At 45.6% G+C, this 27,000-nt stretch carries 26 protein-coding genes; 6 read left to right on the top strand and 20 right to left on the bottom strand.

Annotated features, from left to right (window positions below):
- Positions 1 to 48 precede the first annotated feature (48 nt).
- Both cobW and NDI42_RS11870 read right to left on the bottom strand, forming a co-directional pair.
- On the bottom strand, positions 49 to 1,095 hold the full coding sequence (gene cobW / locus NDI42_RS11865; RefSeq protein ID WP_190457474.1) for a cobalamin biosynthesis protein CobW: 1,047 nt from the start codon (positions 1,093 to 1,095) through the stop codon (positions 49 to 51).
- A 174-nt stretch (positions 1,096 to 1,269) separates the two neighbouring features.
- Positions 1,270 to 1,692, bottom strand: a complete 423-nt coding sequence (locus NDI42_RS11870) for a DUF2267 domain-containing protein (protein ID WP_190457476.1) — start codon at positions 1,690 to 1,692, stop codon at positions 1,270 to 1,272.
- A gap of 343 nt (positions 1,693 to 2,035) precedes the next feature.
- Between NDI42_RS11870 and NDI42_RS11875 the strand changes: the two genes are divergently transcribed.
- Complete coding sequence (locus NDI42_RS11875; RefSeq protein ID WP_190457478.1) at positions 2,036 to 2,473, top strand: DUF4332 domain-containing protein; 438 nt, start codon at positions 2,036 to 2,038, stop codon at positions 2,471 to 2,473.
- 238 nt (positions 2,474 to 2,711) lie between these two features.
- Here NDI42_RS11875 and NDI42_RS11880 read toward each other — a convergent pair whose 3' ends face one another.
- From NDI42_RS11880 to NDI42_RS11890, 3 genes are all read right to left on the bottom strand, one after another.
- Entirely contained in the window at positions 2,712 to 3,431 is a 720-nt protein-coding gene (locus NDI42_RS11880; RefSeq protein WP_190420083.1) for a biliverdin-producing heme oxygenase, read from the bottom strand.
- Between the two features lie 197 nt (positions 3,432 to 3,628).
- The gene (locus NDI42_RS11885) at positions 3,629 to 4,297 is read right to left on the bottom strand and encodes a fasciclin domain-containing protein (RefSeq protein ID WP_190457480.1); all 669 of its coding nucleotides are present in this window, start codon (positions 4,295 to 4,297) and stop codon (positions 3,629 to 3,631) included.
- A 226-nt stretch (positions 4,298 to 4,523) separates the two neighbouring features.
- Positions 4,524 to 6,143, bottom strand: a complete 1,620-nt coding sequence (locus NDI42_RS11890) for a gamma-glutamyltransferase family protein (RefSeq protein WP_199311282.1) — start codon at positions 6,141 to 6,143, stop codon at positions 4,524 to 4,526.
- An 81-nt stretch (positions 6,144 to 6,224) separates the two neighbouring features.
- Between NDI42_RS11890 and NDI42_RS11895 the strand changes: the two genes are divergently transcribed.
- Positions 6,225 to 6,983, top strand: a complete 759-nt coding sequence (locus NDI42_RS11895) for a ferritin-like domain-containing protein (RefSeq protein ID WP_190457482.1) — start codon at positions 6,225 to 6,227, stop codon at positions 6,981 to 6,983.
- A gap of 148 nt (positions 6,984 to 7,131) precedes the next feature.
- Here NDI42_RS11895 and NDI42_RS11900 read toward each other — a convergent pair whose 3' ends face one another.
- From NDI42_RS11900 to NDI42_RS11935, 8 genes are all read right to left on the bottom strand, one after another.
- Complete coding sequence (locus NDI42_RS11900; RefSeq protein ID WP_190457484.1) at positions 7,132 to 8,001, bottom strand: aldo/keto reductase; 870 nt, start codon at positions 7,999 to 8,001, stop codon at positions 7,132 to 7,134.
- A gap of 162 nt (positions 8,002 to 8,163) precedes the next feature.
- Positions 8,164 to 8,946 (bottom strand): ABC transporter permease, encoded by a 783-nt coding sequence (locus NDI42_RS11905; RefSeq protein WP_190457485.1) that lies wholly within the window; start codon positions 8,944 to 8,946, stop codon positions 8,164 to 8,166.
- The gene (locus NDI42_RS11910; protein ID WP_277876864.1) at positions 8,931 to 9,062 is read right to left on the bottom strand and encodes a hypothetical protein; all 132 of its coding nucleotides are present in this window, start codon (positions 9,060 to 9,062) and stop codon (positions 8,931 to 8,933) included. The genes NDI42_RS11905 and NDI42_RS11910 overlap by 16 nt, the downstream gene beginning before the upstream one ends.
- 188 nt (positions 9,063 to 9,250) lie before the next feature.
- A complete protein-coding gene (locus tag NDI42_RS11915; protein WP_190457530.1) occupies positions 9,251 to 10,039 on the bottom strand; it encodes an ABC transporter permease in 789 nt (262 codons plus the stop codon).
- 139 nt (positions 10,040 to 10,178) lie between these two features.
- Complete coding sequence (locus NDI42_RS11920) at positions 10,179 to 11,159, bottom strand: ABC transporter ATP-binding protein (RefSeq protein WP_190457487.1); 981 nt, start codon at positions 11,157 to 11,159, stop codon at positions 10,179 to 10,181.
- 201 nt (positions 11,160 to 11,360) lie between these two features.
- The gene (locus NDI42_RS11925; RefSeq protein WP_190457489.1) at positions 11,361 to 12,401 is read right to left on the bottom strand and encodes a hypothetical protein; all 1,041 of its coding nucleotides are present in this window, start codon (positions 12,399 to 12,401) and stop codon (positions 11,361 to 11,363) included.
- A gap of 71 nt (positions 12,402 to 12,472) precedes the next feature.
- On the bottom strand, positions 12,473 to 14,179 hold the full coding sequence (locus tag NDI42_RS11930; RefSeq protein ID WP_190457492.1) for a DEAD/DEAH box helicase: 1,707 nt from the start codon (positions 14,177 to 14,179) through the stop codon (positions 12,473 to 12,475).
- Positions 14,180 to 14,482: 303 nt separating this feature from the next.
- Positions 14,483 to 15,781, bottom strand: a complete 1,299-nt coding sequence (locus tag NDI42_RS11935; RefSeq protein ID WP_190457495.1) for a Glu/Leu/Phe/Val family dehydrogenase — start codon at positions 15,779 to 15,781, stop codon at positions 14,483 to 14,485.
- Positions 15,782 to 16,310: 529 nt separating this feature from the next.
- Here NDI42_RS11935 and NDI42_RS11940 point away from each other — a divergent pair.
- Complete coding sequence (locus NDI42_RS11940) at positions 16,311 to 16,889, top strand: DUF4126 domain-containing protein (protein ID WP_190435610.1); 579 nt, start codon at positions 16,311 to 16,313, stop codon at positions 16,887 to 16,889.
- Between the two features lie 59 nt (positions 16,890 to 16,948).
- Here the strand turns inward: NDI42_RS11940 and hemH are convergent, their stop codons facing one another.
- Entirely contained in the window at positions 16,949 to 18,112 is a 1,164-nt protein-coding gene (gene hemH / locus NDI42_RS11945) for a ferrochelatase (protein ID WP_190457532.1), read from the bottom strand.
- A gap of 111 nt (positions 18,113 to 18,223) precedes the next feature.
- Here hemH and NDI42_RS11950 point away from each other — a divergent pair, with 111 nt between their 5' ends.
- Together NDI42_RS11950 and NDI42_RS11955 are read left to right on the top strand one after the other, a co-directional pair.
- Complete coding sequence (locus NDI42_RS11950; protein WP_190457497.1) at positions 18,224 to 18,847, top strand: class I SAM-dependent methyltransferase; 624 nt, start codon at positions 18,224 to 18,226, stop codon at positions 18,845 to 18,847.
- A 177-nt stretch (positions 18,848 to 19,024) separates the two neighbouring features.
- Entirely contained in the window at positions 19,025 to 19,876 is an 852-nt protein-coding gene (locus NDI42_RS11955; RefSeq protein ID WP_190457498.1) for a hypothetical protein, read from the top strand.
- Between the two features lie 127 nt (positions 19,877 to 20,003).
- On the opposite strand, the gene NDI42_RS11960 is transcribed toward NDI42_RS11955, so the two are convergent.
- From NDI42_RS11960 to NDI42_RS11975, 4 genes are all read right to left on the bottom strand, one after another.
- A complete protein-coding gene (locus NDI42_RS11960; RefSeq protein WP_190457500.1) occupies positions 20,004 to 20,207 on the bottom strand; it encodes a type II toxin-antitoxin system antitoxin in 204 nt (67 codons plus the stop codon).
- Between the two features lie 3 nt (positions 20,208 to 20,210).
- Positions 20,211 to 21,146, bottom strand: coding sequence for an SPFH domain-containing protein (locus tag NDI42_RS11965; RefSeq protein WP_190457503.1), 936 nt, complete (start codon positions 21,144 to 21,146; stop codon positions 20,211 to 20,213).
- A gap of 116 nt (positions 21,147 to 21,262) precedes the next feature.
- Positions 21,263 to 21,664, bottom strand: coding sequence for an ExbD/TolR family protein (locus NDI42_RS11970; RefSeq protein WP_190457505.1), 402 nt, complete (start codon positions 21,662 to 21,664; stop codon positions 21,263 to 21,265).
- A complete protein-coding gene (locus tag NDI42_RS11975; protein WP_190457507.1) occupies positions 21,648 to 22,298 on the bottom strand; it encodes a MotA/TolQ/ExbB proton channel family protein in 651 nt (216 codons plus the stop codon). Before NDI42_RS11975 ends, NDI42_RS11970 begins: the two co-directional genes overlap by 17 nt.
- A gap of 309 nt (positions 22,299 to 22,607) precedes the next feature.
- Here NDI42_RS11975 and NDI42_RS11980 point away from each other — a divergent pair, with 309 nt between their 5' ends.
- Positions 22,608 to 24,392, top strand: coding sequence for an energy transducer TonB (locus NDI42_RS11980; protein WP_190457508.1), 1,785 nt, complete (start codon positions 22,608 to 22,610; stop codon positions 24,390 to 24,392).
- Positions 24,393 to 24,770: 378 nt separating this feature from the next.
- Here the strand turns inward: NDI42_RS11980 and NDI42_RS11985 are convergent, their stop codons facing one another.
- Together NDI42_RS11985 and argJ are read right to left on the bottom strand one after the other, a co-directional pair.
- The gene (locus NDI42_RS11985) at positions 24,771 to 25,115 is read right to left on the bottom strand and encodes a hypothetical protein (RefSeq protein ID WP_190457510.1); all 345 of its coding nucleotides are present in this window, start codon (positions 25,113 to 25,115) and stop codon (positions 24,771 to 24,773) included.
- Positions 25,116 to 25,585: 470 nt separating this feature from the next.
- The gene (gene argJ / locus NDI42_RS11990) at positions 25,586 to 26,827 is read right to left on the bottom strand and encodes a bifunctional ornithine acetyltransferase/N-acetylglutamate synthase (RefSeq protein WP_190457512.1); all 1,242 of its coding nucleotides are present in this window, start codon (positions 26,825 to 26,827) and stop codon (positions 25,586 to 25,588) included.
- Between the last annotated feature and the right edge of the window lie 173 nt (positions 26,828 to 27,000).

Raw genomic sequence — 27,000 nt, forward strand, 5'->3', positions numbered from 1 at the left:
GGGTTAACAAGAGTAAGATGTGGTGGATGCGATCGCTTACAATAAATTTCACCCAGCTAATGCTGCCAACTGCGATTCAATTTCAACTGGATTGAGTTTTTGACCAATAAAGACTAACTGAGTTTGCCGATTCTCTTCTGGTTGCCAAGGTCTATCGTAAAATTGATCAAATCTTGTTCCCACACCTTGCAATACTAACCGCATCGCTTTATTGGGAACAGCAACAAAACCTTTGATTCTGTAAATTTCCTGTTGTTGCACCAGTGCTTCTAATTGTTTTTGCAGCTGCTGGGGATCAAAAGCACGGTTTAAAATAACGTGAGCTGAAGTGATTTCCTCATCGTGGTCGTGGTCTTCTTCCGTGTCGTGATGACTGGGACGCGCATCTAAGTTGTCTTCTACAGCAACTTGCAAGCCAAGAATAACAGAGGGATCGAGTTGCGATCTGTTGCTTTCCACAATCTTAACAGCTCTCGACAACTCTCCTTTAATCAAATCCACCACCCCAGCTTGCTGCGTAGCATCCACCAAATCAGTTTTGTTCAACACCACCAAATCCGCACACGCCAGCTGATCTTCAAACAATTCTTGCAAAGGCGTTTCGTGTTCCAAATTCGGATCTGTTTGACGCTGTACATTTACCGCATCTGGATCACTAGCAAAAGTTCCAGCAGCCACGGCCTCACAATCAACGACTGTAATTACAGCATCCACAGTAGCCGCATTGCGAATTTCCGGCCAGCGAAACGCCTTCACCAACGGCTTTGGTAAAGCCAGTCCCGATGTTTCAATTAAGATGCAATCAAGTTTATCTCGCCGCTTCAGCAACTCTAGCATCGTCGGCAAAAATTCTTCCTGCACCGTGCAGCACAGACAACCATTCGTCAATTCAACAATATTACTGCTGCTGTCCCCATCTTCTGGACAGTAGCCACAAGAACGCAGCAATTCGCCATCAATACCCAATTCACCAAATTCATTCACCAAAACGGCGATGCGTCGTCCTTGGTTATTTTGTAGTAGATGGCGAATCAAAGTTGTTTTGCCACTGCCTAGAAAGCCAGTGATTACTGTTACGGGGAGTTTTGCAGCCATTTTTTGAAAAAGTTTAAATTAGTAACTTGTAATCAACAGCTTTCTAAATTAGCACAATTGGGATTATTAACACAAGCTTAAAATACTGTCTTATCAATTAAGGCGGGCCAAAAGCCCACCTTAGAGTTCGGTGTATTTACTTTTACCTACTTAGGCGTTCATATGCAAGGCTAATTAAGCTTGCTCCCACATTTCGCCAATTTCGCCAGGTAGAAAGCTAGCAACTTCCTGCATACGTTCAGGAGATAACTCTTCTTTTGTAGCAGAAAATATTGCTTTAATAATTTTTTCTGCGTCGGCTCCTGGTAAATTCCCTTCTTGTCTCAGCCTTACTAAAAAGTTTTCCGGCTTGATTTTTAACTGGGGTCTAATTTTGCTCAAAAAATTGACGATGGGGTTAGTATCTTCCCAAAGGTCTTCTACTTCATCGGAGGCTGGACTTTTATCCAGTTCTTCTTCTACTCGCTCTACTGCTTCATTGCTCATTACATCGCGCATGGTGCGAAACAGTACCTCTGTAGCACGGCGAGCTTCATCCAGATCCTTCAAATCAGCCTTTTGTCTGACTTTTTCTAAGAAAGGGTGATGTGACTCCATGAGAAACTCCTCCAAGTAAAAGTAATAAAGTTGGTTTGCTAAGTAAGAAAACTTCAGCTTCAGTTACTTTAAAAAATAAATTCTTGTTGTGCTTCTCTCCGCAGAGGGAAATATTTTATACTAACTTTCGGGATGAACTCAAGAGATAATACTGCTGTCAGTTGCTTCGATAATTAGTATCTGATAGAGTGTATATTCTTAAATTACAGGTAGGTTGTGGCTTTTTTGGGTGTAGAAGTTTTGATACAGTGGTTGCTGAGGTCAGACGTTGCTATTGTCTTGCTTGCAGTACCTACAATTGTTGTATGCCCCTCGAAAAGTCCATCAGCTGTGATGCAAGGAAATGAATACTCATCGTTCTGTTCCAAATCGCTTGAAACCGACTAATTGGCGAATTGAGCAATTGCCTGGAATAAGTTCTGAAGATCAAGCTCGACTGATAGGCTGTGGAATTACAACTACATTGCAACTATTACAGCAATGCCATAGCCAACAGCAAAAACACGCCTTATCAGAGAAGTTACAAGTTCATATTCACCACGTTTCTAAATGGGTGGCTCTGGCCGATTTATCCCGCATTCCTAGTATAGGTTGTCAATATTGCGGGTTACTGCTTCATGCGGGGATTGCTTCCGCCGCGCAACTAGCTCAAATGCACATCCACAAGGTACATCAACAAATTTTGCGCCTGCAAGTGGCAACAATGCAACGCCGGGATTTATGCCCATCAAGAGGCGAAATGGTGCAATGGATTCAACAAGCACGTCTTCTAAGCAATTAAAAATGAAAAATGTCAAGTTGTCGCTCTGTTGAAGCATTTGTTAAGTTTCACTGGCCTTTAACCCAACCTACAATTATTGAATTAAAGCAGACAATCCTGAAAACTCGATGATAATGGCACCACCATCACCAAGTTTTCAGGATTGTTTGAAAAAATGAGATATTGTCTAGAAATCAGAACTCAATTCAGAAGTAAAGGCTATTTGGAAGAAAGAATAAATTCCTTCATTCCTTATGCTTTACCCTTCGGAAGTTGCCAGTTCCGTGCTACCACGAGAGCGACGGCGTGTAATCGAGTTGAACAACATTTGACCAACTGCTTTGATCAAGTTGCCATTCAGTTCTTGGAACATTTTCATGTTCATGGCAAAAGCAGCATTGGCTTCGTCCACAATTTTATCTGCTGTGGCATCATCAATCGGCAGGTCGTTCATCGCTTGGCGATAGGTTGCTTTGAACTCCTTCTCATCGGGAATGTCGTTGAACTCATAGAAAGCGGTGCCTTGCCCTTCGCTGAGGTTCATCCCCCGTTGAGCAATTCCCTTGAGAATTTGACCGCCGGATAAGTCGCCGAGGTAGCGGGTGTAGGAGTGGGCGATTAATAATTCTGGTGAGTTGGCAGATACTTCCCGAATCCGGCTGACGTATTCTTCTGCGGCTGGTGAGGCAGAGACTTGCTCGCGCCAGTTGGTTCCGTAGTAGTAGCTGAGGTCTTGTTCCAGGCTCTTTTTCCGGTTCAGCTCTTGGAAGTAAATCTTGGAGAGAAGCGGGTGCTGGCGATGCCGTTCCATCTCTTCTTCCATTGCTGAATAGACAAAGTAGAGGTTGCCTACTAGATTCCGGTAGGAGTTCTTTTCAACTACTCCTTTTAAAAAGCACTTGACAAAACCAACGTTTTCTGCCATTGTGTGAGATTTTTTGGTTCCCACACGCAATTTTGTTGCTAAATTGCTGCTCATGCTAAATTTTTGTCCCTAATGTCTACTGAGGAGCGTAACTGTTTTTCAAAAGGCTGAAAAAGCACCTAAAACGTTACAGTAGACCGATTTCATGAGAAATGGTGTTAAGAATTCTTACAAGGGACAGCTAAAAAGGGCGGGCATTGCCCACCCTTCAAGAGTTTGATGAATTTAGTGACAAAGCGTCAAGCGATCGCTTACTGTGCCGTCTTGGGAGCGTCAAGACCTGCTTGCACATCGGGAGGCAGAATTACCTTGTCAACAACGTGGATAATTCCGTTGCTGGCTGGGATATTTGGCTGGATCACCTTGGCATTGTTCACCGTGATGTCATTGGTGGAACTATCAATCGCGACGGTGACGGGAGTACCTTCAACTGTTTTCACTTCTCCAGCTTTCAGTTCGCTAGAAGAGATTTTCCCAGGCACCACATGGTAGCTCAGAAGCTCCACTAACGCTGGTTTGTTTTCTGGCAGCAGTAGCTTGTCTAAAACCCCTGCTGGTAAGGCGGCGAAAGCTGCATCAGTCGGAGCAAATACTGTGTAAGGAGTGCTACCAGTCAGGTTTTCAGTCAAGCCTGCTGCTTGCACTGCTTTGGTTAGCGTTGTGAAGGAACCAGCGCTAGCTGCGGATTGTGCAAGTTCTCCGAGGTTTTTGTCTTCAGTTGTAGCTGCGGGTGATTCTGTAGCTGTGGGAGCTTCTGCAATTGGTGATTCTGTAGTTACGGGAGCTTCTGCAACGGGAGACTCGGTAGTAGGAGCTGTGGCTGTTGTCTCTGGGTTGCCGCAGGCAGACAGGGCTACAAGGCTACCAACGCCGATAACACTGAACAAAAGTTTTCCTAAAATCTGTTTGCTTGCTTTCATGGATTACCTATGGTTGTAAAGATAAGTTAAATAGCCTGTTAACAAAACTTAATGGATAAATTGAGTAATGTACTCAGCCAAAAGAGAGAGTTAAAAGTTCGTCTCCCCAGTCTCCGACTGGCAATGCCTTGAATGAGGTTCTACCTCGTGCAAGCCTTATTTTTCTGCTAAAAGGGGAGGCAGAGTAGGACAGAATCCATTCCCAGTCAGGGGTTGGGAAAGAGATTTACCACGCTAGTGCCAAACCATCAGCACGAGGTTCAGAGGCGGCGACAAGTACCCCGCCTCGCCGTAAAATAATCTGACCTTTACCAAACATTCCAGGTTCGGCGCTAATTTGCACATTGTGACCGCACTCAGCCAGAGCCAGTGCTATATTCCGGGATATCGCTTGCTCTAAAAGCACCGTATTTCCGGCGATAAACCGCCATCTAGGGGCATCGAGTGCGGCTTGGGGGTTCATTCCATAGTCCACCAAGTTAGCCACGACTTGTAGATGTCCCTGCGGTTGCATCGGTGCGCCCATGACACCAAATGGCCCTAAGGGTTGGTTGTCTTGCGTCAAAAAGCCGGGAATAATGGTGTGAAAGGGACGTTTAGCTGCTGCTACTTGATTTGGGTGTCCCGCCTCTAAGGTAAATCCCGATGCTCGGTTTTGCAGGGCGATGCCTGTATCAGGGATGAGAATGCCGTTGCCAAAGCCACTGTAGTTGGATTGGATGAAGGAAACCATCAGTTCTGAGTCAGCGGCGGCGAGATATACTGTTCCGCCTTTGGGTAGCCCAGGTTCGGCTATGATCGCATTTTTTCCAATTAAACTTCGACGTTGAGCCGCATAAGTTTTATCTAAAAGGTGTTCGACAGGCATCTCCATAAAGTTAGGATCTGCGACGTAGCGGTGGATATCAGCAAAAGCTAACTTCATCGCTTCAATTTGCCGATGGTAGCTAGAAGCTGATTCGCGGGGAGACTCGGATAAGTTGTAACCTTCAAGGATATTTAAAGCAATCAATGTGGCGATACCTTGAGTGTTGGGGGGAATTTCCCAGACGGTAACGCCGCGATAATTGGTAGAAATTGGCTGCACCCAGTCGGCTTGATGCACGGCTAAGTCAGATTTTGATAGAATGCCACCTGTGTTGGCGGCGAAGGACGCGATCGCTTCTGCTAGTTCGCCGCGATCGCGTCCTTCGCCGCCAGTTTGCGCGATCGCTTTCAGCGTTTTGGCATGAACTTGACTGCGCCAAATTTCCCCAGCCGCAGGTGCGCGACCGGAAGGGAAAAATACCTGTTTAAAGGGTTGAAATTCTGGCGCAGTTAGAGGTAAATAAATATCAGCCGCACGTTTCCAAGCTCGCGCCGTCTCTGGCGACACCGGAAAACCTTCTTCGGCATAGCGAATTGCTGGTGCAAATAATTGCTCAAAAGGTAACTTTCCCCAACGTTCCCATAATTTCCGCCAAGCTGACACAGCACCAGGCACAGTTACAGTCAACCAACCCAAAGATGGAATTTGCCACATCCCAGCAAAATGTCCCGGCGATAAGGTTTGGGGACTTTTACCAGAAGCATTCAAACCGTGTAATTGCCCATCCCAGACTAAAGCAAAGGCATCGGAACCAATGCCATTGGAAGTAGGTTCGACAACTGTAAGCGCGATCGCCATCGCCACAGCCGCATCCACCGCATTTCCCCCAGCCAACAGCATTTCCATCCCTGCGATCGCTGCTTGAGGTTGGCTAGTTGCCACAGCGCCCTGCTGCCCCATCACGACTCGTCGGGCGGAAGAATAAGGATAATCAGTCAAATTTTCTAACATCACCTCACACCCTTTTGCTTGGAACATTAGCAATAAGCCAATAGCTAATTGCTATTGGCAACGATAAGATCGCATTTGTAGCTTCCTCATAATCAACGAAATTTACGAATGAACTTCTTTACTTACCTTTTACACCTAGCTGGTTCCAGCGCCAGCGCTTATATTGGTGCCAGCCAGATCCGCGATCCGCTGACGCGCCCCAACGTTATCGCTGGATTTCAACTAGCTGAATCTGGTTCAGTTCCGTTTCTGCAAGCTTTAAGCGATCGCGCCGCCGCAGAAGGCGATACTTGGTTAGCTGAAAAACTTGCCCGTCACGCCTCCGACGAAAAGCGTCACGGTCAAATTTTCGCCCAGGCCCTGAAGCGAATCAACAAGCAAGTCATCGACTTTAAGAATATTCCCAAAACCACAACCGAAGGAAAGCCAGACGAACGTCGTCGCAGTCCCTTCTTCGAGGCTTACTTTCAGGGATATCCGCCAGAAGCCATAAAACCAGAAAATATGGACTGGACGGTGTTCATGGCAAGCACTTATATCCTAGAACTAGATGCCAGCAAAGACTTCGTTCGCATGGCTAACGTATTGCCAGAGGATGAGTCGAACAGTGTCGCCTTGAAAAAGGGACTCCTCAGCATCGCCGAGGACGAAACCGGACACGCAGCTTATCTTTACGAGGCGTTACAGCGTCGTTTCCCAGAGGCGACTGTGCAACAGATTGTGGATGAATGGCGGACTCGCAAGGTAAACGCGCTGCTGGCAATGGTGAGTAATATGATGCAGAAAAGCGGAAAGATGTCTTCACTGGTTCAGGATGGCGTTCCTACAGAAGAGTCTGAGGAAGAGTCAGAATTAGCCGCAGCTTAGCCCTGGCGATTGAAATCGCGGCTACACAAACAAAGTCCGCCTGCGCGGACTAATGTAGAGACGTGAAATTTCGTGTCTTTACAACCTGCGAAGGCAGGTTTTGTCTGTGTAGCCGCGATTACGAACATCACCTGATGTTAGAAAACTTTCAGGATGCTGTAGCGCTGTCAATTTTTGCTACGTCCTCATCAGATAGTTGCACATCGACAGCACGCACCGAGTCTTCAATGCTGGAAACTTTACTTGCACCCGGAATAGGTACAACAACTGGAGACTTTGCCCGCAACCACGCCAAGACGATACAGTAAACTGATACGCCTTTTTCTTGGGATAGGGTAACGATCGCTTTTATATCTTCCAAATTCCCCACCCGGCGACTACCACCAAGGGGACTCCAAGGCAAAAATGTCAGCTTTTCTTTCTCGCAATATTCCAGCACACCATCAAACTCTGGCTGACGATACCAAGGATTGTACTGATTTTGCACCGAGACAATATCAACAACCTCACGGGCGCGTTTAATTTGTTCGACGGAAAAGTTGGAAACGCCGACAAACCGAATTAAACCCTCATCCACAGCTTCTTTTGCTGGCTTTAGCGACTCTTCAATGGTATAATCTGTGTCTGGTGCGTGATACTGCCAAACATCAATCGGCTTCTTGCCACCCAAAGCTTCAAAACTAATCTTAATCGTCTCCCGCAAATGCTTCGGATTGCCGTTGCGAGTCCAGCTACCATTCGGGCGCATCAGCCCGCCCTTAGTAGCAACGATGACATTACTGGTATCGCCATAAGATGAAAGTGCTTTACTAATTAGTCGTTCGTTGTGGTGCTTGTCTGATTCATCTTTACAGTAAGAATCAGCGGTATCAATCATTGTGACACCCAAATCGAGGGCGCGATGGATGACTTTGATTGATTCTGATTCCGGCGGTCTGCTACTTAAAGACATCGGCATTCCACCCAATGCGATCGCGCTAATTTTTACACCAGTATTTCCCAGTTCTTTCGTTTGCATCGTTAAACCTTGCTTTCGTCTTCTACCCTTCAATTGATTGAAGATCGGCGGATAGAAATCGTCTGTCTGACGGTTAGTTCTCAACAAGCGATCGCAAATTCTGTCTATCAACATCCTGTAGAGACACGACAATACCGTGTCTCTACGTCTAAAAGGGCAATTCTAACTCGAAGCACTGGTATAAAAACGCAACGCAAACCGCCACAAAAAATGCGAAGCAACTAACAACACCAACGCCAACACACCTGCACTTACTATCCAACTAACTTCGCCACGTCCTAGCATCGTTTCCGCTGGTATAGTTGTTAAAAATGCTACTGGCACTATAAAGGTAAAAAAGAAACGATAAGCAGTAGGATAAGCAACCATCGGAAACCGCCCAGCTTCCAGAAAACCCCTCAGTACCTCAGTAACATTGTAGATTTTCACAAACCAGATGCTAGTCGCACCCAGCATAAACCACAAACTATAGAGAATCGCAAAACCAAATATTAGCGGAACTGCACTTAGAAAATAGTCACCGATATGCAAACTCAACTTGGAACCAGCATAAGCAATTACAATAATCCCAAATAATAAATCCGGCAAACCCCAAGGGGAAATTGTGCGAGTAGAAAGCCAAAATTGACTGCTAATTGGCTTTAAAAGTACAAAATCTAAAGTTCCTTGCTGAACCAGATCCACAATGCGGTTTAAATTAGGAACCAGGAAAGTCGCCGAAAAGCCTTGTAAAAGTGTAAAAATTCCCAACACTACCAAAGCTTCTTCCCAACTCCATCCGTCAAAAGTGTAACCGTTGCTGTAGAACAGGGACAACCCGAACATACTCCCGGCGAGGTTTCCCAAACTGCTGAATGCTGCCAAGACAAAGTTTACTCGATATTCAAGTTCAGCAGCGATCGCTGTATTCCAAAATAACCCCAGTACCCTCAGATATCGTTGCATCTTCTTAAGTTGTCAAAATCTGCCATTTTGAAGATAACGCGATCGCGCTTTCCCTTTCCCATTTCATGCCTAAGAGCGATCGCACTCCTCTGCGCCTCTGTGGTTCGTTTACCCATAAACTACAACAGAAGCGATCGCATCTACTTTTACTTTTATGCCAAAAGCCGCAGATATCAGTAGCAAACGTTTAATTAGTCTCTCACCTGAAATCTGGGCGAAATTGGCAACACAGATCATCTAAATAGTAGCCGGAGAAATTATCAACTATCAAAGTAGACAAATCATCTTTCTTTTGCCTTTTCTCTTACGCCCCCATCCCCGAATACTGCTTCAAACCTTGCCTCCACATCCAACGATTCCACACAAAAAATAGCAAACCCCAACCAAACATTGCCAACAAACCCCGCCCTAAATCTACTGGTAAACCTACCAACAACGCCGCCGGGAAATGAATCAAATACGGGAACGGTGTCCACAGCACCACTTCGCGCACAGCTGGTGGAAAAACTTCTAGGGGTGCAACAATACCAGAGAGAAATAGATACAGCAGAAACCAGAATTGCTCAATGGCGCTAGCGCGTTCCGTCCAAAAGGCGAACAGAGCAAAAGTGTATTGTATGAGAAAGCGGAGAGTGAAAGCGATCGCTACCACCACAAAAAACAACAAAATTCTCCCCACACCAGGAAACCACAAAGCCTTCGGGTAAAGCGTGAAAAATAATATCACCAGCCCCACAATAAACGGCAAACGGGCAAAGCGTTCGGAAACATGGGCAGCAACGTGATGCCACACCGGATCTAAAGGTTGCAAAAGTCGCGGCGACAACTTCCCCTGCACCACCTCCTTTTCAAACTCCCAAATCACCCAAACTACCGTAAACTGCCTAACAAGAAAAGCCGCAATAAAATAGCGGGCAAAATCCACAGGTGACAGCCCAAACCGCCCCCCTTGTGCCGCTTCCATCCAGATACCCATCAAGATAAAAGGTACAGAACCCGACAGCGCCCACAAAAATAACTCCGCCCGGTACTCTACCATATGAGCGTAGTAAGTCAAGAGCAAAACTTGAGATTTTCTGACAAATGAACTCATCATATTTCTTATTTCTTAGTGCGCGGCTTTATTTATTTGTTTAACCGCACTTATTTCTTAGCCCGCGCAGGCGGGCTTTGTTTGTTTAGCCGCGACTAAGCGAAGAGAGCGCAGGCTCCGCCAACAGTCGTCGGGTATTTCATACAACCTCTCCCGCCCGAAATACTTGACCAATAACTTCTTCGATAGGCGGTTCAGTTACCGTCAAATCCAGCACATCCAATTCTGCCAACATCTTTGCCACCGTGCGAGTCAGCAACTCCCGACGCACCAAGAAACGCACAAATTGACCATCCAAAGCTTTGATTTCACCGTAAGGCAATTCAGATTCAGGTAGGGGATGCGCCAATTCCACCTTAACCTCGCGACACGGTGCAAAACGTTCCAGCAGCCCATCCAAACTACCATCGTAAATCAGCTGTCCTTGGTGAATTAACAGCACCCGCTGGCAAAGTGCCGTAATATCTGCCATGTAATGGCTGGTTAAAAGTACAGTAGCCTGATATCGCTGATTGTACTCGCGTAAAAATTCCCGCACCCCCACCTGTGCATTCACATCCAATCCCAGGGTCGGCTCATCTAAAAACAGTACCTTGGGTTGGTGCAAAAGTGCTGCCATTAACTCAGCCTTCATCCGTTCCCCCAAGGAAAGTTTCCGCACAGGTTGAGTCAGCTTCCCTTCTAGCGAAAGCATCTCGGTCAGTTCTCCCAAGATACGTCGAAACTGTTTATCGGGGATGTCATAAACAGCAGCATTTATTCTCAATGAGTCCATCGCTGGCAAGTCCCAAAGTAGCTGCTGCTTTTGTCCCATAACCAAGGTTATTTGTTGTAAAAAAGGCGCTTGACGGCGAAAGGGAACGTGTCCAGCTACTCTCACAACACCCGCCGAGGGATGAATCAACCCGGTGAGCATTTTCAGTGTAGTAGTCTTTCCCGCACCATTGGCACCCAAAAACCCCACCACTTCCCCTGTTTCAATGTGGAAGGAAACATCTTGCACAGCTTTAACCTGGCGGTAAGTGCGGCGCACAAAGTGCTGTAACGTTCCCTTGAGTCCGGGTTCTTTGACAGCTACGGGATAGACTTTGCTCAGGTTTTCAACCGAGACTATGGGCATTGCAATTACTTAGGCTCTATGGATCTACCTTAATGATTACAGAGACAGTTAGTTGTGGCTATCCAACTATGGCAAGACTTCTATAATTCTCGTTTCCAGTAATTTGTAGGTTGCGATTACCCTTGGGAAATCCAAAAACTTGCTCTCGTTTACGGGGTATTAAGTTTCCTTCTAAGGGCGATTCCCTACGTTCTGCTGATGTTACTTTTCTCGCCAACAAGCAGGTGAGATAATTGTTGCCTCATCATCTAAATAAAAGTGAAAAGTGGATTCTCCTGATTTTTCGCACCGCAATGGTTCAAGCAGCTTAGTAAAAGGATTCCAAACAACAGTCACCGTCCGCTTAGTGCGTTTCCTCACCAATTCACATTGAATATGAATTGTCGGTAAATGCAGAACCAAAGCACTATGCAACTGTGCCTTTAGGTTAATTGCGTAACGCTTTCTCACATCTGCCAATTTCCGCTCTAACTCAATTTCTGTTGCCGCAATCCTGTCTAATTCTTTCTCCTTATCACCACCTTCCAGCTTTTTTTTGTGGATTTTTAATTGAATTTCTTGCTCAATAGTACCGTAATAACCCTTAAGTCTTTCTTCATCTCGCTGTTGCTTCCGAATTAACCTATTTTGCCAAGCTTCCAAATCCCGTCTAATCCAATCCTCAGCTTGTTTTTGAATCAAAATAGACAAAAATTCATCTGTTTGAGACTGCGGCAAACTTGTATCATCAACAGCAATCCAATCAGACTTCCATAATAAAGCGTCCCCAATTTCTACTGGAGAAACTCCCGTTAGTTCGTTGATAAAAAAGGAAATCATTCCCTGGCGATTTTCATCCGCCTCTGCTACATAGGCCACATTACACAAGATGTATCGAGTAATTTCTGGTTTGGCTTCTCCTACACGCAGCAAACCGTTTAATGGTCTGATTCGCTCCGAAACCAGTTTCTCAAAACCTGTAGTTTTCAGGTAGCCATCTAATTTTACACCTAAGGCGCTGACGCATCCTTTTTTTTCGAGAAGCGATTCAAATTTTTTTAAAATCTCTGAATTGTAGCTAACAAAATGGCTGTTCGGAACATCTGCTCTCGTACTAAAGGTGACTTCTTCTGAGAGTTCCAGCGTCTCTGCTACGTTTTCTGTTAATAACACACTCAAAGTATGAGGATTGGTTGATTCCGCTACGCCTTCGTGCAGAAAGACAATTTTTTCTAGAGTTGTTAGCAAGGGATCTTCGGTCATTTTACAAAATATAAAATTAAGTTCCTTTTTAGTTTCTCGTTCCTATCCAGCCTGGGAACTAGAATTATACATTAGGCTTCAAAGTCTTCACCAAAAATTTTCTCATCCAGTTCGTGAGATTCTTGATAACTCTGCTTGGCTTTCAATAAATCATCTGCCAATTGGTCAAAAGCTGTTTCTAATTCCGGTTTAGCTTGATTTTTCAACCAAATCTCCATCACGGCTTCGCTGAAATCAAAATCTTCATCGAGATTGCCTAAAATTGTTTCAATCTCCCCTACAACCAGTTCAAACATATTGATTTTGTCGTGCAAGATTCGCAGAATATATTCTTCAATGCTACCAGCCAGACAAAAGTTAAAGATAAAGACATCTTGAGTTTGCCCAATCCGGTGAATGCGACCTATTCGTTGTTCTATTTTCATCGGGTTCCAGGGTAAGTCATAATTTACTATGACATTGGCAAACTGAATATTACGTCCTTCTCCCCCCGTTTCAGATGCTAACAGCACCGACACAGTATCCCGAAACAACTCAATAGCTGCATCTTTTTCTTTTAAAGACATATCGCCGCTAAATTCAGCAAACTTAATCCCCGCTTCAGTTAAACAAGAGACTAAATAGGACTGGGTTTTTCTATGAGTTGTGAAAACCAAAGTTTTTTGCGTAGATTGTTTTAACAACTCCATCAACTGATGCGCTTTCTCAACTTGCTTAATTTGAGATGCTTGTTTCAGTAAGGCTTTAAGTTCTTTATGGTCAAAGCGTTCAGTTAGATTGTTGAGGGAATCTGTTAAAGCAGTCGGGCTGCTACCAGCACGCATTAACAAGCTTGTGCGCGTTAATCTGTCCATTTGTTCAGCATAGGTACGCAGATAATCAGTTAAAGATTGATAAAGTTTTTTCTCGCTGGGTGTTGGTTGGACTGTGATGGTGGAGGCGAATCTTTTGGGCAGTTTGACATCCACCAGAGAACGGGTGTTTCGCACCATGACTTCCCGCATCAGTTGCCGCAGTTTCTCAGGATTTTTGGGTACTCGCCCATTTTTGGAGTCTACATACTCTTTTTTGAATAAAGCTTCTGTTTTTAACAGTCCGGGCTTTAATAGTGTTAAAAGATTGAATAGCTCTACCAGAGAATTTTGAACTGGTGTGGCAGTGAGCATTAAAATAAATCGTTTGTTTAGGGCATTAACAAGCTTCCAATTGAGAGTATTGCGATTTTTGAGATGATGGGCTTCATCGACAATTACTAAATCCCAAGCACGGGCGGTGACGTGGGGAAAGTGTTTAGCAGATTTGGCTGTGTTGATGGAAGCAATAATTCGGTTGTTAGCTGTCCAAAATTCGGCGGCGTTTTGAACTTGTTTATCGTCGGTGGTGATGGTTTCTATGCCGAATTTTTCTTGTAATTCTAATTGCCATTGCGATACAAGGGAGGCTGGGGTGAGAATTAGGAGGGATTGAATCATGCCTCGGACGAGGTATTCTTTGCAAATTATTGCTGCTTCAATGGTTTTGCCTAGTCCGACTTCATCGGCGAGTAAGGCACGTCCTCCGAGTTGTTTCAACACTTTTTTGGCGGTTTCGATTTGATACCAATGTTTGTCTATGTTGGTGAGGGTGGGTAAACACACCAGTTGGTCATAATCTGCTAGTACGGATAAGTTAAATAATTCTAAGCGGACTTCATAATATTCCCAGGCGTCGGTTTGTCTCTCTTTAAGGGCTTCTAAGGCGGGGGAGTTCTCGAAGTTAAAGGAATAGAAGTGAGGCATTGTGTAACTGGTAATTGTAAAATCGCAAATGTTCCCAGAAACAGGGTTTCTCTAAGAGGATGTTTGAATTATGTATGTGACGCTGAAATCTTGGAGATCCCTACGCCCATCCCCTTAAAAAGGGGGATTTAGGGGGATATTTAACCTATAACGTTAGAAAAAGCACTTTTCAAATATCCTCAAAGTAGAGTTAGGCTGGCTTTTGGGGGTTTGCTGTGGTTATCAGATGAATTATATCAATGAAATAGGGCAGGGAAATTCCCTGCCCTATTTTCTGAAGGTTCTGTTTAATTCAACTACTTGCTACCCGTAAACTCGACCGTTAATGTAGTAGTCTCGCGTACCTTTGGCGTTGATGGCTTCTCCCAACCTGTTTAAGGCATGGACATAAGCGGCTGTTCGCATTGAAATGGCTAATGTTTGAGAAATTGCCCAAATCTGCTCGGTTTCTTTGACAATTTTCTCTTTTAATTGTTGATTTACTGCCTCTAGTGTCCAATAAAGTCCGCTGCGATTTTGCACCCATTCAAAGTAGCTGACTGTGACACCGCCTGCATTGACTAAAATATCGGGAAAAACATGGATTCCCCGTTGTTCGAGAATTTTATCAGCTACTGAGTTAATTGGACCGTTAGCAACTTCAAAGATATATTTGGCTTTGATGTCCTGCACGTTTGCTTCAGTAATTTGATTTTCCAAAGCTGCGGGAATCAAAATGTCAACGTCTAAGGCTAAAAGTTCCTCATTGGTGATTACTTCGTGTTCGTGGATGTTGCAAACTGTGCCTTTGCAGTAGATGGCTTTGATTCCTTGGCTGGATCTTTTGTATTGTCTGATGCTCGGAATATCTAATCCTTGTTTGGTATAGATGCCACCTTGAGAATCACTCACCGCAACGATTTTATAACCTGCTTTGGAGAGTAATTCGGCTATTTCTGCGCCAGCATTGCCAAATCCTTGAACGGCTACTGTTGTTTCTTGGGGTGGGCGATTCAGTTTGCTCATAATGCTTTCTATTACAAAAAAAGCACCTGTGGCGGTGGCGGTATCTCTACCCAAACTACCGCCCATTGATAGGGGTTTTCCGGTGACAACGGCGGGGGTAATTTGACGGCGGATGATATTGTATTGATCCATCATCCAACCCATAATCATTGGGTTGGTGTAAACGTCGGGTGCGGGAATGTCTATGTCAGGGCCAATAAAGTCTGCGATCGCATCCACATAACCTCGACTTAACCTTTCTAATTCCATCTTCGAGAGTTCTTTGGGATTTAGCGTTATTCCCCCTTTCGCACCCCCAAAAGGTAGATTTAGCACTGCACATTTAAAGGTCATCCAAAACGCTAATGATTGCACTTCATCCATTGATACATTGGGATGATAACGCACGCCTCCTTTGGTTGGCCCTCTGGTATCGTCGTACCGAACCCGATAACCTTGAAAAATTCTCAAAGTGCCGTTGTCCATCCGGACGGGAATTGAAACGGCTAAACTTGCTTTAGGATATTTTAGGTGTTCCGTTGCATCGTCGGAAAGAGAAACATATTTCAAGGCTTGTTCCAATCTTTGACTAGCATCAGCAAATAATGAATCTGACATCCCACTATTTCTCCTCTTGTACGATTGAGTTGGTATGCAGATGCAAATTTAACTTCCTTCCTAAGTAGATTCACGGAAGTAGAAACGAATTGCTTTGGCTATGGTCGTTAATAAATAGGTGAAAAACATACAAAGATCCTCCCAACCCGTTTCTTCTTTTGTCTAGTACGCGGGTTTCTCAGGTTTGGGGATATTTTGGGAATATTTTGACGACCTACTTATTAAGCGATGCTGCGTTAGCAGCCGCTTTGCTACGCATCACACGTATCGCAATCAATTCCTTGTCTTGGGTTACATCTCCTATCACTCATTAAAACACGAGATTCGCTGTAGCATAAGTAACAAATTAACAAAAAGCTACAAAAATCGGTATGGGGTAGAAAGCCCCCTTATGCGATCGCAATCCATACAATATCTTGGATATTAGTGGCTGTTCTTAGTGCAGGGGTGTGACACTAGAAGCATAGAGACTCCCTAAAGCGAGTCCTAAAGTCAAGCAATAAGTTTCCCTTCCTCGGCTGAATGTCTTATGATTGAAATCCTCGCCGCGCTCTCTGCTTCGTCGGCGGCAGGGATGAGAATAGCTCTGCCCCTGCTAGTCATTGGCATATTGCCGAACACCACTCTCTGGGCTAGCGTACCAATTTTGTCACGCTTTCCTCCCCCTGTGGTGATGGGAGTGCTTACCAGCTGGTCGTTATTTGAGCTTTTTGCCTCTAAAAAGCTTCTGGGACAGCGCGTATTGCAAGTTATGCAGCTAGTCTTTAGCCCAATAGTGGGAGCAATTCTGGGCATCGCCGTTGCTCAAATTACTGGCACTTCAACATGGTTACTCTGGATAGTTGCTGTGGTCGGTGGCTTATTAGCTTTCGTACTCCAGCTAGTTCAGGTTGGTTGGTTCTACCGTCTGCGCGGTTTACCCCTGTGGGCTGTCTTTATCGAAGATGCTTTGTGCATTTTCCTAGTCATCTTCGCCTTTGACGCGCCTCAGCAGGGAGGATTAATTGCTCTAATTTTGTTATGGCTAGCCCTTCGCAGTTCTAAGGAGTGGTATCGCTGGTATCGAGGACGAAAACCTTCTAGAAAGCGCTATCAGGAACCAGATTAAAAAGTAAAGAGTAAGCAGTTATTAATTCAAAACTGCTCACTCCTTACTCTCTAATTTCTCTACAGCAGTCCAACAAAGTGCAAAGGGCCGTGACCGCTAATTAACTCTAAAATCAAGGCAAGAAAGCCAAGCATTGCCAGCCGCCCGTTCCAGACTTCTGCGGTTGTGGTCATGCCCCACTCCCAACTTTCTTGTGGGTACATTTTGACTTTTTTCTTGAGTTGCGTAACCTGAGACAGCTTTAAACTAGGGGCATTGAGGGCATCAACGACCAGATCCGCCAAGGCTTCAATGAATACTGGATGCGTATTTAAAGCTGGTACGCGGTTAAAGTTGTGGATACCCGCTTCTTCTGCTATTTCTCGATATTCGATGTCAATTTCTTCTAAAGTCTCGATATGCTCAGAGACAAAGCTAACTGGCACTACGAGCAAATTTTCGATTCCTGCGGCTCCCAATTCTTTGATAGCATCTTCGGTGTAGGGCTTGAGCCATTCCACCGGGCCTACACGACTCTGATAAGCTAAGGTGTGAGGATTTGGTCGATTGAGAGTCTGCATAATCAGCGCTGTGCAATCCTCGATTTCTTTTTGATAAGGATCGCCAGCTTCTTCGACATAGCTTACGGGGACACCGTGGGCGCTAAAAAAGATATGAACTTGGTCGGGATTTGGTAAAGAGTCGAGTTCTTGGGCAATCAGCTGAGCCATTGCCTGGAGGTATCCTGGTTGTTGATACCAAGATGGAATAACAGTGTATTCAATTTTGTTGAGTGCTGGGTCTTCTTGCCAGAGTCTTTCCAAAAGGCGGAAGCTGGAACCGCTGGTGCTGATGGAGAATTGGGGATAGAGGGGTAGGATTACCAGACGATCTATGGCATCACGTTTGAGGCGAGCGATCGCTTCTTCTGTAAAAGGATGCCAGTAACGCATCCCTATGTAAATCCTAGCGTCTTCTCCTTTTGAGTTTAATTGTTCTTGTAGTGCTTGACCCTGCGCTTCTGTAATTCGTCGTAGAGGGGAACCGCCGCCAATTTGCCGATAGTTCTCTTGAGATTTTTTGGTTCGCAGCGTGGAAATCAGCCACGCCAAGGGTTTTTGTAAACCGCGAAAGGGTATGCGAATAATTTCTGGGTCAGAAAATAAATTAAACAAAAAAGGCCCAACATCGTCTAATTCATCCGGCCCACCCAGATTTAGCAGCAAAACTCCTACACGACCCATAGCGGTTTCTGTTTCCCAATCTTTCATTTTCGTTACTGATTTTAACAATAATATGCTTTCAACGGTTTAGGTCTGCAACAAGGGATACACATCTTAATTCGAGGTGGAGCAATGGCTACTATTTTAAGAACGTGGAGTTATCAGTATCAGTGGTTGTATGATGCGATCGCGCGTCTTGCTGCTGTGAGTGTAGGTGGAGAGGCAAGATTTCGCCAACTGCCTTTGAAAGGTTTAACCATTGACTCAGAAACCAAAGTTCTAGACCTCTGTTGTGGCAGCGGTCAGGCAACTCAATTTTTAGTGCAATATTCCCAGGATGTCACAGGTTTGGATATCTCACCAGTCTCTCTGGCTAGAGCGCAGCACAACGTCCCCCAAGCGAAATATGTAGAAGCTTTGGCTGAAGAAATGCCGTTTCCAGATCATCAGTTTGACATAGTACATACCAGTGTGGCAATGCACGAAATGGAACCCGAACAACTAAGGGCCATTTTCCGAGAAGTGTACCGAGTGCTGAAACCTGGCGGTATCTTCGCCTTAGTTGATTTTCATCGTCCCACGAATCCCCTATTTTTGCCTGGTTTATCTATATTTCTATGGTTGTTTGAAACACAGACATCTTGGCAGCTGCTACAAACTGATTTACCTGGGTTGCTGGAGGCGGTCGGTTTTCAGGCGTGCAAACCAGAATTGTATGCTGGTGGAAGTCTCCAGGTGATTCAGGCTCAGAAATGAAGGGATTGGGGAGTAGGGGACAAAGAGGACTTGACGTTTTATCCTTTGCCTCCCAACTACAAATTACGAATCCCAGGTAAAAGTTTTTTGTGAAACTTGGTTAATTACGGGAAAATACTCTTGTGGTAGGCTTTAGCTTAAAGTTATGATCTACCACTAGGAAACGAGTAAATATTTATGAACAATAAAATCATTTTACCATTCTTCCTAACAACTGTGTTAGTAGGTGGATATCTAGCAATTGATGCCTTTCAACAAAGTCAACCAACTCAAGCAGCTCAGTCGATATGGAAACAGTTTTCTTCAAGTAAAGGCAACTTTAAAGTATTGATGCCCGGTAAAACAAGCCAATTGAAGCGAGTTGTAAACACTGAAGCCGGAGAAATTACTGTGTATGGGTTTCGGGCTATCCGACCGAACGAAGCAGTATATGGGGTTACTTACTCTGATGTACCTAGTCAAACTATAAAAACTCCTAAGGATGTCAATGATTTATTTAACGGCACCATCCAAGGTTTTGCACAGAGCGTTCAAGGTAGTGTGGTAAGTCAACGAAATATTAAGTTGGGTACTTATCCGGGAAGAGAAATAAAAGTTCAGATATTCGGAGGTGCTACTGCTAAAAGTCGGATGTATTTGGTCAAGCAACGGCTTTATCAGACATTAGCAGTAACAAAAAAGGAAGAAAGTTTATCTAAAAGTATTAATGGTTTTTTAAATTCATTCCAAGTGATTAATAAACCAGCAGCATCGCCAAAGAGTCGCCAAGTTAAGAAACCTACAGTTTCTCCCAGAGTTGTCCAAGAACAGCTTAATGCCAAGCTGAAACAAGCAGTTTGCGCTCAAAATTGGTCGCAAGCCGTGACAACAGTTAACCGAATGATAAATATGGCACCTAAGTCAGGAGGAGTGCGGGAGCAATTGGTAACGTATCGGGGACGATTACAAAATATGGCTAGAAATAAAGAAGTTATTCCTGCGGGAACGCTTACTGGTTGCTCTCCTGTTGCTGGAAGTGGAGGTCAATAAAAAAGTTTTGCAAAGCCAGAGGCGAAACGTCTCCGGAGTGTTGAGTTACTTGGTGTTGCTCAAAATAAAAGTTATTTCAATTGGGTATAACCTATTAAGTCAAATCTCAAAACTCAAGTCTCAAAACTCAAGTATCCTCCGTCTCAGTTTTCTGTTCATCGACAACTTTTTGCTGCTTATCTTCTTTCCATCTTCCCTGCTTACGCGCTGCTTCTGTCAAAAGATATTCAATTTGGGCATTCACGCTCCTCAACTCGTCAGCAGACCATTTCTCAAGGATTTCGTAAAGTTTGTTGTCTAAACGCAGCAAAAACCGCTTTTTCTGGGTCATGTGTTAGGTGTAAAGGCTGCCAGTGTTAATTACAGGCTGGGCGTTCTGATCTGAGGTTAAAATTACCAACAGATTGTTTATCATAGCGGCTTTGCGTTCTTCGTCCAATTCAACAATTTGCTGTTGGCTTAGCCGCTTTAACGCTTCATCAACCATTCCCACTGCACTTTCAACAATTTGTCGCCGCGCATCAATAATCGCTTTGGCTTGTTGGCGACGCAGCATTACTTGGGCAATTTCGGGAGCATAGGCTAGGTGGGAGAGTCTGGCTTCTAACACTTCGATTCCAGCAACTTCTAATCGACTTTGCAATTCTTTCTGGAGTGCGTTAGCGATTTCGTCAGGAATTCCTCGCAGGGAAGGAATAGACGATTCATCAGGCGCGTCATAAGGATAGCGAATTGCTAAGGCTCGAATGGCTGTCTCGCTTTGGATAGCGATAAATTCTTCGTAGTCATCAACATCAAATTGACACTTGGCTGAGTCTACTACTTGCCAAACTACTACAGCACCAATCTCAATGGGACTGCCTTGGGCATCATTGACTTTGAGTTGCTTGCTGTTAAAGTTGCGAACTCGTAAAGAAATCTTCCGTTTACTGGCAAAGGGGTTACTCCACCAAAACCCCGCTTCTCGAACAGTACCGACGTAACGCCCTAAAAAGACTAACACTACTGCTTGGTTTGGCTCAACTGTAAAGAAGCCGGACACGGAGGGAATTACTACTGCTATTAGTGTTGCTCCTAAAGTTGCGCCGAGTTCTGCGGTTATATCCTCTCCGAAAAAATCTCCTACTCTAATGCTTCTGCCTAATATTTCTGCTAATCCCTGTATGCTATGCCACGCTTCCCATACGCCAAATATGGCTAAGGCTAACAGGACGATAAGAACCGCGAAGCCGTTGACTTTAAACGCAGGAACTTCTCTAATCCGCTCCATATTTACTCCTAGGATTTTGCTTAGCTTGATATTCCGATGATATCACGCAAATATCAAAAAGCCAGGATAGGTGCGTTAGGCGATCGCTAACACACCCTATGGTTGCGGTTTGTGGTTTATGGTCTTTGGGTAGCGATCGCTAACTTGGCACCGGGAACTTGACGCAACTGATCCATAACGGCGACGACTTGACCGTGATCGACTGCTGCATCAGCATTCACAATTACTAGCGCTTCTTGATTTTGTGGAATTAGTTGTCGCACCTCACCTTGCAACGCCTCGATGGGAATTGAGTTGCGGTTGAGTGCAATTTGTCCTTGAGGGCTAATCGTTACAGTAATTTGAGTTGAAGGTTGAGCTTTAGCGGTTGTTGCTTGGGGTAAGTTTACTGGCAACCCTTGAGAACGGGTGAGGAACAGGGTTGACATGATGAAAAAAGTCAAGATTGCAAAGATCACATCGATCATCGGTACGATGTTGATCTGAGCTGGGATATCTGGTTCATCGGGTAGGCGCATAGTGAGATATTCCTTTTTCATATCGACGACGGTAGAGCAGTTCTAGCTGACCACCGTACTCTTGAATTAATGCTATTTGTCGCAGATAGAATCCCCGAAAGGCATTGGCAAACAAAAGTGTAAAAATAGCAACAACTAATCCGGCGGCGGTGGAAACCAACGCTTCACTGATCCCAGATGTGACGTTAGTAGTTTGAGTCCCCCCGACATCACCCAAGCGCAGGGAGGCAAAGGAATTAATCAAGCCTAAAACTGTTCCCAGCAAACCCAGCAGGGGGGAAAGGCTGATAATTGTGTCAAAGACGGTATTGAACCGCTTGAGTACAGGGATTTCTGCCTGAGATTCACTTTCTAGCGCTAATCTAAATTCTTCTGGGGTGGGTTCCTCCAGTTCCATTGCTGCCAAAAAGATTCGCGCAATGGGTAGATCGGCATTGGCTTTGAGCTTTTGCAAAGCTGCTGCTGTGTCGTGCTGATACAGAGATAGGACATCGCGCACCACACGGCGTTGCCGTTGATTGATGCGAAACCAGAAGGCAGCACGTTCTGCAACTAACGCGATCGCAGTCACAGAAAACGCCAGCAACGGCCACATTACCACGCCGCCCGCCGCAAAGATTTTATTAATTTCCATTACTTCTACTGTCTCTAAGGCAATAAAGGAAGCAGCGAAAGTCTATCAGCGTCCTCGACTGGCAAAACTGATATAAGTTCTCAAAAAAAAGTAAGGCTAATGACAATTAATGTCAAGCAATCGTAGCCCATAATTAGCAAAAAAAGTTTTATTAGCCAATATTAAATGGGCGGAAAGCCCCACGGAGCCTAACTTATAAGGCTTGTTAAGTAAAGCAGGCGAATTCCTATCTTTGGACTTTTCACTTGACATTTGCTACTTGGCATCTTACTTTACTCAATCAAGTGCTAATTGTTCGCAATAAAACGTATGGGGTTGTCCAGCATCGCTGTGGAGCAACGAGAAAGAGAAGACAAAACTAGGCAGTCTTTTCTCACTTACAGCCTGATCGGTTCGCTGGCGCTGCATATTGCGGTGCTGATTTTCGGCAGTTTGGCGGTGGAACCGCCTGGACTGGCAGATGAATCGATTGAAGTGATAGTTCTTGAACCGCCTAGCGCCGAGCTAGAAAAACCAAAAGAGCCGGCTCCAGCCAAAAGCGTGTCAGAAGCTGGAGGTGGTGGCGGCGGTGGTAGTGGCGGTGGTGGCAGTTCTGCGTCAGAAGCGATCGCGCTATCGCCGCCATCGGTTAGTTCTAAAAGATTCCGTAAGTCGGTTCAACCAGTAGCAACGCCGGAACCGATCCCGACACCTGTGGCTAGTGTACCGCCGTTACCAGTAGCCACACCGGAACCAATCCCGACACCTGTGGCTAGTGTACCGCCGTCACCAGTAGCAACGCCGGAACCGATCCCGACACCTGTGGCTAGTGTACCGCCGTCACCAGTAGCAACACCGGAACCGATCCCGACACCTGTCCCGATGCCGCCAGAGCCAGTCGAGACACCGGAAGTCAGCAAAACTCTGCCTCCGGTTCCTACCGTTCCTCGTCTAGCGACGGAACCAGTGGCAACCCCAGCACCAACCCCAACACCAACCCCAACCCCAACCCCAACACCAGTTGGGGGTATACCGCCAAAACCAGCTACTACGCCGCCGCCGAGGATTGCACAGCAGCCACCTTTGCCAGCTAGTACGCCATCATCTACGACCCCACCAAGGCAAGTGCCAACACCACGACCTTCTAGTGGAGGATCGGTTTCGGATAGAGTTAGAGATTTTTTCCAAAGACCAAGAAACTCCAGCAATAATCAAGAAATTGCCAAAGATGACGCTGGAGGAGCGAGTAATAGCAGTAGAGGAAGCGATCGCTCACCTACGGGCGGTTCCGGAACCGCAGCAGGTAATAAACCTCCTTCAGGTAATGGCTCTGGTACTGGCAAGCAACCAGGAAGTGGCTCTGGTTCGGGAAGCGGTTCTGGTTCGGGAAGCGGTTCTGGTTCGGGAAGTGGTTCTGGTACAGGGCGTGGTTCTGGTTCGGGAAGTGGTTCTGGTACAGGGCGTGGTTCTGGTTCGGGAAGTGGCTCTGGTTCAGGCACAGGTTCGCAGGTAGCGACTGCCCCAAGTCCACCCATACCAAAACCAAATCCTCAGTCTGGTTCAGGATGGAATCCTGTCAATTGTCGCAAATGTCCCAATCCCACCCTTCCCCGCAGGGCGAGAAGTTTGGAAGGCACGGTAAAAGTTATATTTGATGCCGACCGTGACGGAAATGTGAGCAATGTCAGGGTTGACAGCTCTAGCGGTCACGATGTTATCGATCAAGCTGTTAAACAAGCAGTAGACAATTGGAAATTAGCGTCATCAGAAGCTGGATGGAATGGCATCTCCCAAACATTTACCTTTGCTAAGCAAGGCTCCGATTTAGAGCGTCAAGCCCGCGAACGACGCCAACAGCAAGAACGCGAACGTCAAGCTCGCGATCGCGAACAGCAACTGAGGGAACTTGCCCAACAGCAAGAACGCGAACGTCAAGCTAGGGAAGCCCAACAGCAAGAACGAGAACGTCAAGCTAGGGAACAAAGAGAACGGGAACAGCGCCAAACACCTACACCCTTGCCTACAATCGAACCTACACCGTTGCCACCTGTAGAAGAACCTACACCCTTACCACCTGTAGAAGAACCTACACCGTTGCCTGCATCTCCCGAATAGTAGCCACCTTCCAGGCGGGCATTACTTTCTGAAGAGCGCAAAATTATCAACTTCATTCAGGCTTCTCAATTTCAGAGGAAGTCTGGATAAGATTTTTGCGTTTGACAAGGCAAAACAGTACAGTTTCCAGAAAAAATCTCTATCTATTGAAATAAATTTTCCTTTAACTTTACGCTGCTATCTTTAGCAGGGTCATTTTACGATGAAAGACTCTCAATTGTTTTGGCGTTACAAGATGTCTATCGCCACAAACTAGAGCTATTTGAACGTGCATAAAACCTGCAATAGCTCCTACGCACAAGAGCAGGAATTTCTATGGATAAGATGAGAAATTAACAAAATTCGCGGTAAGACTTTTGCCCAATTTCCAATTCTCAATTAACTGCGTTTTTTCTGAAGTGCAGCTACTTGCGCCTCTAGTTTGTTGATGCGCTGCTTGAGTTCAACTACCAAGGTAGCGAGTCGGTCAAACATTGGATCGGATGAAGGTGTTGTTCTAGTGATGGAAGGAACGGTCGGCGATCGCCTACTTGCTCCCGACTGTTGAAGACCATCTATTTGAGCGTCTAGCTGGGTGATAAGCGATCGCATTTGATAGTTTTCTGCTTCCAGTCTAGAGATGCGTGATTCCAGGTAAGATGCCCCCTGCGCCAGCGTCAAACGAGGCATAATGACAACTACCAAAATCAAACTGAGGCAAAACAACGCTATTTTCTTGACCATAACTTACGCTCCCAGCCCGGAAAGCTCCTATTAGCTGAGGTTAGCATCAGTTACATCAAATCAACTCCGTCTTGGGGAGAGCAAATTTTTCTGTTTTGCTGTATACCCAAGCCAGGGCGATGCCCAAGATAGCGATCGCATCCCAAACTACAATTTAATTGATTTGTTAATCCATTTCCTGCTAGCGAGGAGAGGGAAAGATTCTTTTGCAATAGCACCCTATATTCTTCCAAAAGCAGACTTATAGGATTGAAATTTAGTGATATTCTTAGATTTATTGGTTTTAATTATGTCAACCTCTGCAACTGTGTCTTCGCCATCAGTTCTAGGGTGTGATTATATGTCCATTGAAATAGGCCCAAATTCTTACTCAGTATTCTTCAGAAGACTTTAGCTGTTAGCCTGGGGCTTAAACCCCAGGCGGTTAATACGACTGCTACAAAATGTGGATTCAACTACCTACTGAAAGTTCAAGTGGTGTACTCGGCGTTAATCTTCACGTAGTCATAACTTAAGTCGCAACCCCAAGCTTTACCAGAACCAGAACCAGAACCGATACTGACGGAGATTAAAACGGTATCTTCTTTGAGGTAAGCGCCTGCTGCTGCTGCTTTTAAATATGCACTCGCCGCCGCACGATCAAATGGCAGAGGTTGACCATTTTCCATTAATAAGAAATCTCCAAGTTGAATGCGGAGATTTTCTTGATCGAATATTACGCCAGCACGTCCAGCAGCAGCGGCAATTCGTCCCCAGTTGGGATCGCGCCCAAAAATTGCTGACTTAACTAAAGATGAACCGACAATGGTTTTGGCAACTTGACGCGCATCTTTGTCATCGTGCGCCCCTGTAACTTGCACTTCAATTAAGCAGGTGGCACCTTCGCCGTCACGCGCGATCGCTTTCGCTAAATATTGACACACTTGGGTGAGCATTGCTTCTAACTTTTCGGCTTCTGCACCCATTTCAGTAATCGCTGGGGTGCGAGACTGACCATTCGCTAGAGCAATCAGGGTATCGTTGGTACTGGTATCGCCATCTACAGTAATTTGGTTGAAACTTTGATCGGCGGCGCGGCTGAGCATTTTCTGCCACAGGGAAGGCGCAACCGCAGCATCGCAAGTTACAAAGGATAACATTGTCGCCATGTTCGGATGAATCATGCCTGAACCTTTGGAAATGCCGCCGATTCGCACCGGGCGATCGCCTATAGTTGTTTCCAGAGCAATAGATTTGGGTACTAAGTCAGTTGTACAGATGGCTTTTGCAGCTGCGTCGCCTCCATCTTCGGATGCTGCTGCAACTAGCTGAGGAATTGCCGCCTTCAGTGCATCCATTTTAATTCGTTGTCCAATCACCCCTGTGGATGCCAGCAAGACAGTATCCGAGGGAATATTCAGCACTTGCGCTAACATCTGGGCGCTTTCGATGGCATCGATCCAACCTTGAGCGCCTGTGGCGGCGTTGGCTTGTCCGGCGTTGCAGAGAATGGCTCTGGCACCGTGCTTAGCTTGCAGAAGCTGGCGGCAATAGTCTACGGGAGCAGCGCGGACAACAGAGGTGGTGAAGACACCAGCTGCGATCGCTTCCACTTCTGAATAAATTAACGCCAAATCTGGTAAACCTGATGGTTTGAGTCCTGCTACTATCCCCGCCGCCCGATATCCTCTGGGAGCCGTCACACCGCCTGATATTTCTTGCCAGCCTGCCATCGTTCTTTCCTCAAGCCTGGTTGAAAGCAGATTATACCAAGCTGTCACAGGTCATTGGTCATTAGACCTCTTGCAAAAGTCCCAGATGCGTGGGACAAGTAGGTTAGAGTTGGGTAGCATTTATGACCTACGAACAAGTAAAGAGCCTGAAGTCAGAAGACTTTAAACGCTTG

Origin of the sequence: Funiculus sociatus GB2-C1 (genome assembly GCF_039962115.1) — a bacterium.
Classification (GTDB): domain Bacteria; phylum Cyanobacteriota; class Cyanobacteriia; order Cyanobacteriales; family FACHB-T130; genus Funiculus; species Funiculus sociatus.